The sequence below is a fragment of the Sphaerisporangium cinnabarinum genome, assembly GCF_055567015.1.
In genome coordinates, this window is the sequence record NZ_JBVHRG010000002.1 from 325,887 (window position 1) to 339,825 (window position 13,939).

12 protein-coding genes are annotated in these 13,939 nt (G+C 75.2%); 6 read left to right on the plus strand and 6 right to left on the minus strand.

The window, feature by feature from the left end; genetic code table 11:
• The first annotated feature begins 46 nt into the window (after positions 1–46).
• Positions 47–1,711: a DEAD/DEAH box helicase gene (locus tag ACZ4MO_RS04510; protein ID WP_175007929.1), complete on the plus strand. Its 1,665-nt coding sequence runs from the start codon at positions 47–49 to the stop codon at positions 1,709–1,711.
• A gap of 97 nt (positions 1,712–1,808) precedes the next feature.
• Here the strand turns inward: ACZ4MO_RS04510 and ACZ4MO_RS04515 are convergent, their stop codons facing one another.
• Together ACZ4MO_RS04515 and ACZ4MO_RS04520 are read right to left on the minus strand one after the other, a co-directional pair.
• A complete protein-coding gene (locus ACZ4MO_RS04515) occupies positions 1,809–2,999 on the minus strand; it encodes a CynX/NimT family MFS transporter (protein ID WP_051028539.1) in 1,191 nt (396 codons plus the stop codon).
• Entirely contained in the window at positions 2,996–3,715 is a 720-nt protein-coding gene (locus ACZ4MO_RS04520; protein ID WP_175007928.1) for an FCD domain-containing protein, read from the minus strand. Before ACZ4MO_RS04520 ends, ACZ4MO_RS04515 begins: the two co-directional genes overlap by 4 nt.
• Positions 3,716–3,854: 139 nt before the next feature.
• Here ACZ4MO_RS04520 and ACZ4MO_RS04525 point away from each other — a divergent pair, with 139 nt between their 5' ends.
• Entirely contained in the window at positions 3,855–5,684 is a 1,830-nt protein-coding gene (locus tag ACZ4MO_RS04525; protein WP_175007927.1) for a carbohydrate binding domain-containing protein, read from the plus strand.
• An 87-nt stretch (positions 5,685–5,771) separates the two neighbouring features.
• On the opposite strand, the gene ACZ4MO_RS04530 is transcribed toward ACZ4MO_RS04525, so the two are convergent.
• Both ACZ4MO_RS04530 and ACZ4MO_RS04535 read right to left on the minus strand, forming a co-directional pair.
• Positions 5,772–6,404 carry a MarC family protein gene (locus ACZ4MO_RS04530; protein ID WP_061266900.1) on the minus strand — a complete coding sequence of 211 codons (633 nt, stop codon included), beginning with the start codon at positions 6,402–6,404 and terminating at the stop codon, positions 5,772–5,774.
• Positions 6,405–6,411: 7 nt separating this feature from the next.
• A complete protein-coding gene (locus ACZ4MO_RS04535) occupies positions 6,412–7,251 on the minus strand; it encodes a PHP domain-containing protein (protein ID WP_175007926.1) in 840 nt (279 codons plus the stop codon).
• Between the two features lie 117 nt (positions 7,252–7,368).
• On the opposite strand from ACZ4MO_RS04535, the gene ACZ4MO_RS04540 reads away from it, so the two are divergent.
• Both ACZ4MO_RS04540 and ACZ4MO_RS04545 read left to right on the plus strand, forming a co-directional pair.
• Positions 7,369–8,265, plus strand: coding sequence for an alpha/beta fold hydrolase (locus ACZ4MO_RS04540; protein ID WP_175007925.1), 897 nt, complete (start codon positions 7,369–7,371; stop codon positions 8,263–8,265).
• Entirely contained in the window at positions 8,262–9,908 is a 1,647-nt protein-coding gene (locus ACZ4MO_RS04545) for an aminopeptidase P N-terminal domain-containing protein (protein ID WP_175007924.1), read from the plus strand. The genes ACZ4MO_RS04540 and ACZ4MO_RS04545 overlap by 4 nt, the downstream gene beginning before the upstream one ends.
• Before the next feature lie 268 nt (positions 9,909–10,176).
• Here ACZ4MO_RS04545 and ACZ4MO_RS04550 read toward each other — a convergent pair whose 3' ends face one another.
• Positions 10,177–10,959, minus strand: coding sequence for a general stress protein (locus tag ACZ4MO_RS04550; protein ID WP_175007923.1), 783 nt, complete (start codon positions 10,957–10,959; stop codon positions 10,177–10,179).
• Positions 10,960–11,114: 155 nt separating this feature from the next.
• Here ACZ4MO_RS04550 and ACZ4MO_RS04555 point away from each other — a divergent pair, with 155 nt between their 5' ends.
• Positions 11,115–12,455, plus strand: a complete 1,341-nt coding sequence (locus tag ACZ4MO_RS04555; RefSeq protein WP_175007922.1) for a magnesium transporter MgtE N-terminal domain-containing protein — start codon at positions 11,115–11,117, stop codon at positions 12,453–12,455.
• Positions 12,448–12,957, plus strand: coding sequence for a DUF1003 domain-containing protein (locus ACZ4MO_RS04560; protein ID WP_175007921.1), 510 nt, complete (start codon positions 12,448–12,450; stop codon positions 12,955–12,957). Before ACZ4MO_RS04555 ends, ACZ4MO_RS04560 begins: the two co-directional genes overlap by 8 nt.
• A 76-nt stretch (positions 12,958–13,033) precedes the next feature.
• Here the strand turns inward: ACZ4MO_RS04560 and ACZ4MO_RS04565 are convergent, their stop codons facing one another.
• Positions 13,034–13,831, minus strand: a complete 798-nt coding sequence (locus ACZ4MO_RS04565; protein WP_175007920.1) for a maleylpyruvate isomerase N-terminal domain-containing protein — start codon at positions 13,829–13,831, stop codon at positions 13,034–13,036.
• Between the last annotated feature and the right edge of the window lie 108 nt (positions 13,832–13,939).

The window sequence follows — 13,939 nt, forward strand, 5'->3', positions numbered from 1 at the left end:
CGGGCCCGCCGACGGTCGCGCGTGCCCGAACGAGACAGAGGCACCAGTGACCACCACAGACGCCACCACCGACGCGACGCCGGACGTGAGCGCGGACGCGACGTCCGTCGCCGCCAGCGTCCACGCGGACAACACGACCTTCGCGGACTTCGGCGTCCGCCAGGAGATCGTCGACGCGCTCTCCGACGCGGGCATCGTCCAGCCGTTCCCCATCCAGGCGATGACCCTCCCGGTCGCCATGTCCGGCCACGACATCATCGGCCAGGCCAAGACCGGTACCGGCAAGACCCTCGGCTTCGGCGTGCCGCTGCTGCACCGCGTCGTCGCCCCGGGCGAGCCAGGCTTCGACGAGCTGCCCTCCCCCGGCAAGCCGCAGGCGCTCGTCGTCGTCCCGACGCGCGAGCTCGCCGTCCAGGTCGCGAACGACCTCACCACGGCCTCGAAGCGCCGCTCGGTGCGCATCGTCCAGCTCTACGGCGGTCGCGCCTACGAGCCGCAGGTCGAGGCGCTGACGCGCGGCGTCGAGGTCGTCGTCGGCACGCCCGGCCGCATGATCGACCTGATGAACCAGGGCCACCTCAACCTCACGCGCGCCGCGACCGTGGTCCTCGACGAGGCGGACGAGATGCTCGACCTCGGGTTCCTCCCGGACGTCGAGAAGATCCTGGCGCGCACGCCCGCGCAGCGCCACACGATGCTCTTCTCGGCGACCATGCCGGGCGCCGTCGTCTCGATGGCGCGCCGCTACATGAAGCAGCCGACGCACATCCGCGCGAACGACCCCGACGACGGCGGCCAGACGGTCAAGAACATCGAGCAGGTCGTCTACCGCGCGCACGCGCTGGACAAGGTCGAGATGCTCGCGCGCATCCTCCAGGCCGAGGGCCGCGGGCGCACCATCGTGTTCGCCCGGACCAAGCGGACCGCCGCGAAGGTGGCGGACGAGCTCGTCGACCGCGGGTTCGCGGCCGGCTCGATCCACGGCGACCTCGGGCAGGGCGCGCGCGAGCAGGCGCTGCGCGCGTTCCGCAACGGCAAGATCGACGTGCTCGTCGCGACGGACGTCGCGGCGCGCGGCATCGACGTCGAGGACGTCACCCACGTCGTGAACTACCAGTGCCCGGAGGACGAGAAGACGTACCTGCACCGCACCGGCCGCACCGGCCGCGCGGGCAACAAGGGCACCGCGGTGACGTTCGTCGACTGGGACGACATCCCCCGCTGGTCGCTCATCGACAAGGCCCTCGACCTCGGCATCCCCGAGCCGGTCGAGACGTACTCGAGCTCGCCGCACCTGTACACCGACCTGCACATCCCCGAGGGCACGAAGGGCCGTCTCCCCAAGGAGCGGCGCACGCTCGCCGGGCTCGAGGCGGAGGAGATCGAGGACCTCGGCGAGACCGGCAAGCGGCACACGCCCGCGGGCGGGTCGCGCGGGCGCCAGGGCGACCGGTCCGACGGCGGCCGCGGCCGGTCCGACGGCGAGCGGGGCCGGTCCGGCGGCCAGGGCCGCTCCGGCGGGCGTCGCGGCGAGACCGAGCGCACGAGCGCTCGTGCCGAGGGCGAGCGCACCGAGGCGACCGAGGGCGCCCCGGCGACCGAGGGCGGCGAGCGCCGTCGTCGGTCCCGCAGCCGCCGCCGCACGCGCGGCGGCCGTCCGGTCGAGCAGCAGGGCGGCGCCGCCGAGGCGACCGCCCAGCCCGCGGAGTAGTCGCTCCCGGCGGTTCCCGAGCCCGACGACGAACCCCGGGTCGCGCCCCACGGTCACCAGGCCGTGGGGACGCGGCCCGGGGTTCGTCGCGTCCGGGTCAGTGCACGTGCGCGTCACGCCCGGCGAACCACACCGCGACGCCCTGGACGGCCGCCGCGGCGACGAGGAGCAGGAGCGGGAGCGTCCACGCGCCCGTGACGTCGTGCGCGAGCCCGAGGCCGAGCGGACCGGTCGCGGCGAGCAGGTAGCCGGCGCTCTGCGCCATGCCGGAGAGCTCGGACGTGTGCGCGGCGTCGCGCGCCCGCAGCGCCATGAGAGTGAGCGCGAGGCTGATCCCGCCACCCTGCCCGAGGCCGACCAGCAGGACCCAGAGCGCCGCGCCGCCGGGCGCGACGGCGAGCCCGAGCAGCCCTGAGCCGACGAGGACCACGAGCACGAGGCCGATGCCGCGCTGGCGCGGCATGCGCCCGGCGAGGACCGGGGTGACGAACGAGCCGACGATCCCCGCGAGGTTGCACAGCGCGAGGAGCCAGCCGCCCACCTCCGGCGTCCGGCCGAGCGCGACCATGATCTCGGGCAGCCAGGCGTTGACCGCGTAGAACGACAGCGACTGCATGCCCATGACGACGGTGACCGCCCAGGCGAGCGGGCTGCGCCACACCGCCGACCGCGCGGCGGCCGGCCCCGCGCCGGGTCCGAACGCCACCGTGCCGGAGGGGTCGGGCCGCAGCGCGCGCGGCACCCACACGAGCGCCCCGAGCACGGCGAGGACGCCCCAGGTCGCGAGCGCGCCGCGCCAGTCGAGACCGGCCGCCGACGCGACCGGCAGGGTCAGGCCCGCCGCGAGCGCCGCCCCGCCGGAGAGCGCCATCGAGTAGAGGCCGGTCATGAGGCCGATGCGGTCGGCGAAGTCGCGCTTGATGAGCGCGGGCAGCAGCACGTTCCCGAGCCCGATCGCGCACCCGGCGACCACCGTCCCGGCGAACAGCCCCGCGGTCGAGGGCACGAGACGCAGCGCGAACCCGACGCACAGCAGGACGAGGCTCACGAAGAGCGCCCGCTCGAGCCCCCAGCGCCGCGCGAGCACGGGCGCGAGCGGCGCGAGGAGCCCGAAGCACAGGACGGGGAGCGTCGTGAGCACGCCCGCCGCCGTCGCGCTGAGGCCCAGGTCCGTGCGGATCTCGCCGAGCACGGGCGAGATCGCGACGACGGCGGGGCGGAGGTTGAGCGCCGCGAGGACGATCGCGACGACGGCGGCCAGCCCCAGCGGCCTGCGCAGCCCGCTCACGCCTCGGCCTCCCCGGCGTCGCTGCGACCGGGACGGTCCGCGGCGGCCTCGACGAGCTGCGCCCGCACGGCGTCGATCGTCGCGACGACGGCGGCCTCGGCCGCGTCGGCGTCGGCCGCCCGGATCGCCGCGACGACCTCCTCGTGACCGGGGACGTCGCGGTGGTGCCGACGCTGCCCGCCGGAGGGGAGCGTGCGGACGAGCGCGTGGTCGAGGCCTCCGTAGAGGTCGGCGAGCAGGGGGTTGCCCCCGGCGCGCACGACCTCGCCGTGGAAGGCGACGTCGGCGGCCTGGAAGGCCTGCTCGTCCCCGTCGCGTGCCGCGACCTGGGCGGCGAGGGCCGCGTCGAGGCGGCGGAGGGCGACGGCGTCGGCCCGCCCGGCAGCGGCGCGCGCCGCACCGCGCTCGAGGATCTCGCGCACCTCGAGCACGTGGAGCGCGTCCGTGGTCCGGGCCCGTCGGGTCAGTGCGGCGTCGAGCCCGTCGGCCGCGCGCACGTAGGTGCCGTCGCCGCGGCGCGGCTCGAGGATCCCGGCGTGCTCGAGCGCGCGCACGGCCTCGCGCACCGTGTTGCGCCCGACGCCGAGCTCGGCGACGAGCTCGGGCTCCGGCGGGATACGGGTGCCGACGGGCCACTCCCCGCGCTCGACGCGTTCCATGAGCCGTTCGACGACGAGCTCCGACACCTTGCGGGGAGGCATGATCGGCTGGTTCACCGAAAGAACCTAACATCCCCTGTTTGGCGCGGGCGGCGCAGCGGGCGTACGGGGTCCCGCGTACGGGGGTTGACCAGCGCGCGGCACCGCGAGGACCTTGCGACACGACCGCTCCTTCGACGACGAAAGCGAGACCACCATGGACCCCACCGCGTCACGACCCCGACGACGGCTGCGCAGCCTCCTCGCCCTGGTCGCCTCCGCCACGCTCGTCGGGACGCTCCTCACCGGCACCACGACCGCCGCGGCCGCGGACACCGAGCTCGCCGTCAACGGCGGGTTCGAGTCCGGGCTGTCCGGGTGGACCTGCTCCGGCTCCACGGGGCAGCCGGCCACGAGCCCGGTCCGCACCGGCGGCGGGGCGCTCCGGGCCACGCCCGCCGGGACGGACAACGCGCGCTGCTCGCAGACCGTCGCCGTCCGACCCTCGTCGACTTACACGCTCAGCGCGTGGGTCCAGGGCTCCTACGCGTACCTCGGGGCGAGCGGCGCGACGGCGCAGGACGTCACCACCTGGACGCCCTCGGCCCCGACCTGGCAACGGCTCAGCGTGACCTTCACGACGACCGCGACGGCGACGACCGCGACGGTCTTCGTGCACGGCTGGTACGGCCAGCCCGCCCACCTCGTGGACGACGTCAGCCTCGTGGGTCCGGGCGGCGGCACGGCGCAGCCGCCCGCGACCCCCACCGGTCTGACCGCCGGGACGCCCACCGCCACGAGCGTGCCCCTCACCTGGGGTGCCGTGGCCGGCGCCACCGGCTACGCCGTCTACCGCGACGGCACCCGCGTCGCCGCGACCGCGGCCCCGTCCACCACCGTCTCCGGGCTCACCGCCGCCACCGCCTACTCCTTCCAGGTCACCGCGACCAACGCCGCGGGCGAGTCACCCCGCTCCGCCGCCGTCGCCGTCACCACGGCGACCGGCGGCACCGGTGGCGGACCCGGCGCCGGGCTGCCGGCGCACGCGCTCGTCGGCTACCTGCACACGTCGTTCGCCAACGGGTCGGGCTACGTCCGCATGGCGGACGTCCCGGACTCGTGGGACGTCATCAACCTCGCGTTCGGCGAGCCGACGAGCGTCACGTCCGGCGACATCCGGTTCAGCCTCTGCCCGCGGACCGAGTGCCCGAACGTGGAGTCGGTCGCGGAGTTCAAGGCCGCCGTCGCCGCGAAGCGCGCGGCCGGGAAGAAGGTGCTCCTCTCGATCGGCGGGCAGAACGGCCAGGTCCAGCTCACGACGACCGCCGCGCGCGACGCGTTCGTCGCCTCCGTGAGCTCGATCATCGACACCTACGGGCTGGACGGGGTCGACATCGACTTCGAGGGGCACTCGCTGTACCTGAACCCGGGCGACACGGACTTCCGCGCCCCGACCACCCCCGTGATCGTCAACCTCGTCTCCGCGCTCAAGTCGCTCACCGCGCGCTACGGCGACGACTTCGTGCTGACGATGGCGCCGGAGACCTTCTTCGTCCAGAACGGCTACCAGTTCTACGGCTCCGGCCCGTGGGGCGGCCAGGACCCGCGCTGCGGCGCCTACCTGCCGGTGATCCACGCCCTGCGCGACGACCTGACGCTGCTCCACGTCCAGCACTACAACTCGGGGCCGATCATGGGGCTCGACGACCAGTACCACTCGATGGGCGGGGCGGACTTCCACGTCGCGCTGACGGACATGCTGCTCACCGGCTTCCCGGTCGCGCGCGACACGACGAAGATGTTCCCCCCGCTCCGCCCCGACCAGGTCGCGATCGGCCTGCCGGCCAGCACGCAGGCGGGCAACGGCCACACCCCGCCCGCGCAGGTCACCCAGGCCCTGGACTGCCTCACGAAGGGCACGGGCTGCGGGTCGTACCGGACCCACGGGCGCTGGCCGGGGCTGCGCGGCCTCATGACGTGGTCGATCAACTGGGACCGCTTCAACGGCGGAGAGTTCTCCCGGGCCTTCGACGCGTACTGGCCCTGACCGACCACGAGCGCGCGACCGCGAACGGCGACCGGCGTCCGGGGCCACCGCCCCGGACGCCGGTCGTCCGCGACGACGGGCCGCGGGTCAGGCGGTCTGGACGAACTCGATGACGGCGTCGGCCACGAGCTGGACGGCGATGGCCGCGAGGAGCAGACCGGCGATCCGCGTCACGAGGATCGTGCCCGAGTCGCCGAGGACGCGGTTGATGACGTTCGCGAAGCGCATCGAGAGCCACAGGCACACGTGCACCGCGACGACGCCCGCTGCGATGGCGACCCACTCGGCGACGCCCCCGCCGCGCTCCCCCGCGCGCTGCACGAAGACCATCGTCGCGACGATCGCACCCGGGCCGGCGAGCAGCGGCGTCCCGAGCGGCACGAGCGCGACGTTGACGCCCTTGTTGCCCGACGGCTGCGGCTCCTCCATCTTCCCGGTGAGCAGCTCCATCGCCACGAGGAGCAGCAGCAGGCCGCCCGCCGTCTGGAGCGCGGGCAGCGAGATGTGCATGTAGTTGAGGATCTGCTGGCCGAACACCGCGAACGCGACGATCACGCCGAACGCCACGAGGATCGCGGTGCGCGCCGCCTGGTTGCGCTGCTTGGCACCCATCGCGCTCGTCAGGCCCAGGAACACCGGCACCGTGCCGGGCGGGTCCATGATGACGAACAGGGTGACGAAGACCTCCGTGAAGAGCCGGACGTCGAAGAACTCGCTCATCGTCCGATCATCGGATCACGTCCAACTGTCCCAGCTCCTCGATCTGCTCCAGCACGGTCGGTGCTGTCGTGTTCTCCCCGAGCCGGTTCGGTTTGCCGGCCCCGTGGTAGTCGCTCGACCCGGTGACGAACAGGCCCAGGGTCCGGGCCAGGTCCTCGAGCCGTGCACGCTGACGCTCGTCGTGGTCGCGGTGGAACACCTCGAGCCCGGCGAGCCCCGCCTCGGCCATCTCCTCGATCACGGCGTCGGCCACGACGCGGCCGCGACCGTCCGCGCCCGGGTGGGCGAAGACGGGCACGCCGCCCGCGGCGCGGATCCCGCGCACGGCCACGACGGCGTCGGGCGCGTAGTGGGGCACGTAGTACGGGGTGTCCGTGGCGAGGATGGTCGCGAACGCGGCGGAGCGGTCGGGCGCGAGCCCGGCCGCGACGAGCGCGTCGGCGATGTGCGGTCGCCCGATCGTCGTCCCCGCGACGGTCTGGGCGAGCACATCCTCCCACGTGATCGGGTAGTCCTCGGCGATGAGGTCGACCATCCGCCGGGCCCGGCTCGTGCGCGCGTCGCGCGTGCGGTCGAGCTCGGCCAGGAGGGCGGCGTGCGCCGGGTCGTGCAGGTAGGACAGCACGTGCACGCTGATGCCGCCGGAGCGGGCCGAGATCTCCGCACCGCGCACGAGCGCGACCCCGTGCGCGAGCGCCGCGTCCGTCGCCTGCGCCCAGCCCGCCGTCGTGTCGTGGTCGGTGAGCGCGACGACGTCGAGACCGGCCGCGGCGGCGGCCTCGACGACCCCTCCCGGTGCGTCCGTGCCGTCGGACACGGTCGAGTGGGTGTGGAGGTCGATGCGCACGGGTCCAGGATAGTGACGACGCCCGGGCAGGACGGCACCGGACCCCCACACGATGTCCACACGGGGCCCGGCGCCTCACCACGGCCGTCCCAGGCTCGGGTGCCATGGTCAGGAGCGATGACCCTCACGACGCCCCCCACGGCAGCCCCCGCGACGACCTCCCCCACGACCCCCTCGACGCCGACGTCCCCCGACCCCGCGCAGGCTCCGCCCGCGGTGGTCTTCGTCCACGGCATGCGCACCTCGGGCGCGATCTGGGACCACCAGGTCGAGCACGTGCGCGCACTCGGCCACGACACCGTCGCGGTCGACCTGCCCGCGCACGGCGCCCGCGCGCACGAGCGCTTCACGCTCGACCGCTCCTTCGAGGTGCTCGACGAGGCGGCCGCGTCGTTCGGCCCCGACCGCCGCGTCGCGCTCGTCGGCCTCTCGCTCGGCGGCTACACGTCGCTCGCCTGGGCGGCCCGCCGCCCCGCCAACCTCGCGGGTGTGGTCGCCGCGGCCTGCACGTCCGACCCCAAGGGCAAGCCGGTCGCGCTGTACCGCGACGTCGCGCGCCTCGTCGTCGCCGGGGGCGGCGCCGTCGGCCGCGGCGCCCGCTGGGCCGCGCGCACGACCGCGACCGCGTGGGGCACGATCGCCCGCGGCGGGCGCGGCCTGCCGGGCGGTGCCGCGTCCTCGTACGCGCTGGCCGGGCCGGCCGACGCCGGGCCCCCCACGCCGGTCGCGCCCGGCTGGCACGTCGTCACCGACGCGCTCACCCAGCTCGCGGGCCGCTCGTGGCTCGCCCACGTGCGCGACGTCGACGTCCCGGTGTGGCTCGTCAACGGCGCGCGCGACCACATGCGCCTCGACGAGCAGCGCTACCTCGCGGCGGCCGCGGACGCGGCGCTCGTCGTCGTGCCGCGCGCCGGCCACGACGTCAACAGCGAGGCCCCCGAGGCCTTCAACCGCGTGCTCGGGCGCGCGCTCGCGGACTTCGGCCGCGTGCGCGGTGCGAGACTGGGGGCATGACCGACGCCACCCCCGTCACGCCCGCGCCCCCGTCCGAGACGCCCGACCAGGCCACCGAGCACGCCGGTCCCGGCGAGACCCAGGACCTGGCCGCGCGCGGGAGCAACCGCTCCCAGCGCCCGGACTCCGACGCGTTCAAGGCCTTCATCACGAGCGGCTGGGCGCCGCGCGCCGCGCTCGACGTCGAGCCGCTGCCGGCCGCCCCGTTCACCGTCGCGCGCCGCGCCGCGCTGTCGGCCCGGTTCCCGGGCGCGCGCCTCGTCGTGCCCGCCGGCCCGCTCAAGACGCGGTCGAACGACACGGACTACCGCTTCCGCCCGCACTCGGCGTTCGCGCACCTCACGGGCTACGGCACGGACCAGGAGCCCGACGCGGTGCTCGTGCTGCACCCCGTGGAGCCGGGCACCGGGGACGCCGGGTCCGACCACCACGCCGTGCTCTACGTCCGCCCGCTCGCGGCGCGCGACACCGAGGAGTTCTACGCGGACGCGCGGTACGGCGAGTTCTGGGTCGGCGCGCGTCCGTCGCTCGACGACGTCACGACCGCGACCGGCGTGGAGGCGCGGCACGTCGACGAGCTGCGTGACGCGCTCGCGAAGGACGTCGGCGCCGGCGGGGTGATGCTCCTCGTCGTCGCGGGCGCGGACGAGGCCGTCGAGGCGCTCGTCGAGGCGATCCGCGCGGAGGCGGGCGTCGACGAGGCCGCCGGGGCCGCCGAGGACCAGCAGCTCAGCGAGGCCGAGTGGCTCGCGCGCGCCGAGGCCGCGTACCGCCGCACGGACGCCGCGCTCGTCGAGGCGGTCTCCGAGCTGCGCCTGGTCAAGGACGCGCACGAGGTCGAGCAGATGCGCGAGGCCGTCGCGGCGACGATCGCGGGCTTCGAGGAGGTCGTGCGGAGCCTGCCGCGCGCCGTCGGGCACCGTCGCGGCGAGCGCGTCATCGAGACGACGTTCGACGCCCACGCGCGCCTCGAGGGCAACACGGTCGGCTACGAGACGATCGCCGCAGCCGGCGAGCACGCGACGACGCTGCACTGGATCCGCAACGACGGCGTCGTGCGGACCGGCGAGCTCGTGCTGCTCGACGCGGGCGTCGAGGTCGACTCGCTCTACACGGCCGACGTGACGCGCACGCTGCCCGTCGACGGCGAGTTCACCGACGTCCAGCGCCGCGTGTACCAGGCCGTGCTCGACGCCGCGGACGCCGCGTTCGCCGTCGCGGTGCCGGGCGCGCGCTTCCGCGACGTGCACGCCGCCGCGATGGAGGTCATCGCCGCGCGCCTCGAGGAGTGGGGTCTGCTCCCGGTGAGCGCCGCCGAGTCGCTCTCCCCCGAGGGGCAGCAGCACCGCCGCTGGATGGTGCACGGCACGAGCCACCACCTCGGCCTCGACGTGCACGACTGCGCGCAGGCGCGGCGCGAGCTCTACCTCGACGGGGTGCTCGAGCCGGGCATGGTCTTCACGATCGAGCCGGGTCTGTACTTCAAGGCGGACGACCTGGCCGTCCCGGCGGAGTACCGCGGCATCGGCGTCCGCATCGAGGACGACGTCCTCGTCACGGCCGACGGCAACGAGAACCTGTCGGCCGCGCTGCCCCGTCGGCCCGAGGACGTCGAGGCCTGGATGGCGCGGCTGCGCGGCTGAGTCGCGCCCGGCTCACCGGCGGAGGAACTGGGCTATGGTGGCCCGTTCATCCACCGGTGAGGGGAGGTGAACTCACGTGGCGAAGAGCATCAAGAAGGAAGCGTCGATGTCCATCAAGGAGAAGCGCGCCCAGAAGCGCGAGAGGGCTGCCGAGACCGCGGTGAAGTCGCGGAAGCGCTAGCGGCGCTTCCGCCGAGGGCCGGCCGACGGACGACGACGTCCGACGGTCGGCCTTCGTCGTCCCACCGGTCCGGGGACGCCTGCTCGGTCAGGCAGGGCGCTCGGGCTGGTCCGGGTGCGTGCCGGGGGCGGGCGCCGACCCGGGGCCCGCGTCGGGTGCCGGCGCGTCGGTCGGCTGGTCCGACGTCGGACGCATGGCGCCGTAGCGCGGCTCGCCGGTCGGCGTCGTCCAGCGCGGGTCGGGCGTGCGGGCCGGGGGCGCGGCCGGAGGGGCCGGGGCAGGGGCTCCCGCCGAGGGCTCCGGGACCGAGGCGGGCGGCGCGGCGGGGGGCGTGGTGCCGGGGGTGCCCCAGCCGGGGTTGGCCGGCGCGGCGGGCGCGCGGACGCCGCCCGCGCCCTCGGGCATGCGGCCCAGGAGCTGGCGTGCCTCGCCCGCGCGCTCGGGCGCGCAGAGGATGCCGTAGGACGAGGCGACGATCTGGCTCTGCGACGTGAAGTCGCGCTTGCCCTGCGTCAGCGCGTACGACAGGACCGAGAAGAGCAGGCCGAACCCGGCACCGATCCCGACGGCGGTGAGCACGAACCCGCCCTGGCCGGAGAACATGAAGAGCAGCAGGCCGACGAAGAGGCCGAACCACGCGCCGGACGCGGCGCCCGCGATCGCGACGCGACCGTAGGTGAGGCGGCCCGTCACGCGCTCGACCATCTTGAGGTCGGTGCCGACGATCGTCACGAGCTCGACCGCGAACTTGTTGTCCGAGAGGAAGTCGACCGCCTTCTGCGCCTCGAGGTAGGTCGCGTACGACGCCACCTCCTCGCCGCGCGGCGGGGTGGGGACACGGGGGACGGCACCCGGGCGTGACATGCTCATTCGCCCAGTCTGTCCTACCCGGGCGGAGCGCGCGAGGGCCGCTCCCCGCCCCGACCGGCCGACGACGACGGGGAGGCGGCCGGGAGACGGCTCGGGACGCCCGCCACCTGTCGGGACGGAGCGCGGCGACCGGGGCGCGTGCGTAGGCTGGCGGCGTGAGTGCAGCCACCACCGTCTTCGTCGCGCGCCTGGCCGGGACCAGCGTGTTCGACCCCATCGGCGACCAGGTCGGGCGGGTGCGGGACGTCGTCGTGCTCATCAGGCCGAAGGGGGCGCCGCGCGCGGTGGGCCTCGTGGTCGAGGTGCCCGGCCGACGCCGTGTCTTCCTGCCCCTGACGCGCGTGACGAGCATCGACGCGGGCCAGGTCATCTCCACCGGGCTCGTCAACATGCGGCGGTTCGAGCAGCGCGCCATGGAGACGCTGGCCGTGAGCGAGCTCCTGGAGCGCACGGTGCAGTTCGTCGACGGGTCGGGCTCGGCGACGGTCGAGGACCTCGCGATCGAGCGCCAGCGGACCGGCGACTGGCTCGTCACCAAGCTGTACGTGCGCCGCCAGGCGCAGCACAAGGGCACGCTCGGGCTGCGCCGGCGGGGCGACGCGCTCGTCGTCGACGTCGACGCCGTGACCGGGCTCGCCGGGAGCACGGAGGCGCAGGGCGCCGCGATGCTCCTCGCCGCGTACGACGACCTCAAGCCCGCCGACCTCGCCGACGTCATCCACGACCTCGGCGACACGCGCCGGCTCGAGGTCGCGGGCGCGCTCGACAACGAGCGGCTCGCCGACGTCCTGGAGGAGCTGCCCGAGGACGACCAGGTCGCGATCCTCTCCGGGCTCGACACCGACCGCGCCGCCGACGTCCTGGAGGCGATGCAGCCCGACGACGCGGCCGACCTCCTGCACGAGCTCCCCGAGGCCCAGGCCGCCCAGCTCCTCGAGCTCATGGAGCCCGACGAGGCGCGCGACGTGCGCCGCCTCCTCTCCTACGCGGAGGACACCGCGGGCGGCCTCATGACGTCCGACCCGGTCGTGCTCGGCCCGGAGACCACCATCGCGACCGCGCTCGCGCAGATCCGCCGCAAGGACCTCGCGCCCGCGCTCGCGTCGATGGTGTTCGTCGCGCGCCCGCCGCTCGAGACGCCCACGGGCCGGTTCCTCGGCGTCGCGCACTTCCAGCGCCTGCTGCGCGAGCCCCCGCACGCGGCCGTCGGCTCGGTGCTCGACTCCGACGTCGAGGGCGTGACGCCCGATGCGCCGCTCGGGCGCGTGACCCGCATCCTCGCGACCTACGACCTGCTGTGCGTGCCCGTGCTCGACGCGGAGAAACGCCTGCTCGGCGCGATCAGCGTGGACGACGTGCTCGACCACATGCTGCCCGACGACTGGCGCGAGACCGACGACGAGGACACCGAGGCCGCGCGCCGTGCCGTCGCGAGCGGGCGCGCGCGCACCGCCGCGCCCGGACGGCCGGGCACCACGGGGGTGGCCCGTGGCTGACCGCCTCGACACGCCGAAGACCGCGCGCCGCAGCTTCTTCCCGCGGGTCAGGGTCGACCAGGACGCCGTCGGCCGCTCGACGGAGGGCATCGCACGCTTCCTCGGCACGCCGCGGTTCCTCGTCTACCTCACCGTGTTCTGCGCGCTGTGGATCGCGTGGAACTCGTGGGGCCCGGAGGGGTTGCGGTTCGACTCCGCCGAGTTCGGGTTCACCGCGCTCACGCTCATGCTCTCGCTCCAGGCGTCTTACGCCGCGCCGCTCATCCTGCTCGCCCAGAACCGTCAGGACGACCGCGACCGCGTCACCGCGGAGCAGGACCGTCAGCGCGCGGAGCGCAACCTCGCGGACACCGAGTACCTCGCGCGCGAGATGGCCGCGCTGCGCATCGCGCTGAGCGAGGTCGCCACGCGCGACTTCGTGCGGTCCGAGATCCGCAACCTGCTCGAGGAGCTGGAGGAGAAGACGGCCCGTCAGCCCGACGACGAGGTCGCCGACCGCTGAGCCGAGATCGGCCCGCCCGTCCCCGCGTCGACCTCCCGAGGGCCGACCTCGGCCGCTCGGGTCGACGTCGCGAGCGCTACTGCGTGCCCTCCGCCGCGATCCGGCGCAGCCGCTCGGCGAGGGCGGGATCGCCCGCCACGGCGAGCCCGTCCGCCGGGCCACGGCCCCAGAGCCACAGGTCGAGCGCCCAGGCCGGGCCGAAGACCTGCGTCGTCGTCGAGCCGGGCAGGTCGACGAGCTGCGCGACGTCGAGGTCGTACGCCGTCCCCGACTCCGGACCGGTCCCCGTGAAGCGCCCGAACGCGAGCTCCCAGCTCCGCGGGCGCTCCCCCGGGCCGTCGACGACGACCGACACCGTCGCGCCGTCGGGCGTGAAGACGCCCCAGCCAGGCGCCCCGTCCACCATGACGGACAGCACCTCGTCGACGCCGTCCGCCGCGACGGCCGGGTCGGCGGGCGTGACGTCGCGACCGGCCGTGAGCTCCGCGTCGGCGCGGTGGACGAGCGCCTCGTGCGCCTGGCGTCGCAGCACCCAGCCGACGTGCCGGCCGTCGTCGTGCCACGACCAGCACGGCTCGTCGGGGTCGCGACCGGTGAGCGCCGCGACGAGCCGGCTCGTCGAGCGCTGGAGCAGCGCGGGCAGCTCGGCGTCGGACGCCGGCCGCGCGAGCGGCTCGACCTCGTCGCCGTCGACCCCCTCCCCGGGAGCCGGGCCGACGACGCGCGCCCAGAAGTCCTGCACCTCGGCGAGGTGGTAGAGCAGGTCGGCGCCCGTCCACTCGGGGCACGCGGGGACGCGCGCGTCGGGCGGGGCGCTGCGCACGGCGTCGCCGAACAGCTCGCTGTCCCGCGCGAGGGAGGCCAGGGCGTCCATCCGTGCACGGTAGCCCCGATCCGCGACGCTCGTCGTGCGACGGGGCTCACGTCCGGCCCGGGACCTACGGCCCGGCCGACCGGGTGTCGGCCCCGCCTACGATGGGGG

What these genes read in the sequence shown, in the direction of transcription:
- ACZ4MO_RS04525 (WP_175007927.1), top strand. Translation starts at nt 3,855, where the DNA reads ATGGACCCCACCGCGTCACGACCCCGACGACGGCTGCGCAGCCTCCTC.
- ACZ4MO_RS04530 (WP_061266900.1), bottom strand. Translation starts at nt 6,404, where the DNA reads ATGAGCGAGTTCTTCGACGTCCGGCTCTTCACGGAGGTCTTCGTCACC.
- ACZ4MO_RS04540 (WP_175007925.1), top strand. Translation starts at nt 7,369, where the DNA reads ATGACCCTCACGACGCCCCCCACGGCAGCCCCCGCGACGACCTCCCCC.
- ACZ4MO_RS04545 (WP_175007924.1), top strand. Translation starts at nt 8,262, where the DNA reads ATGACCGACGCCACCCCCGTCACGCCCGCGCCCCCGTCCGAGACGCCC.
- ACZ4MO_RS04550 (WP_175007923.1), bottom strand. Translation starts at nt 10,959, where the DNA reads ATGAGCATGTCACGCCCGGGTGCCGTCCCCCGTGTCCCCACCCCGCCG.
- ACZ4MO_RS04565 (WP_175007920.1), bottom strand. Translation starts at nt 13,831, where the DNA reads ATGGACGCCCTGGCCTCCCTCGCGCGGGACAGCGAGCTGTTCGGCGAC.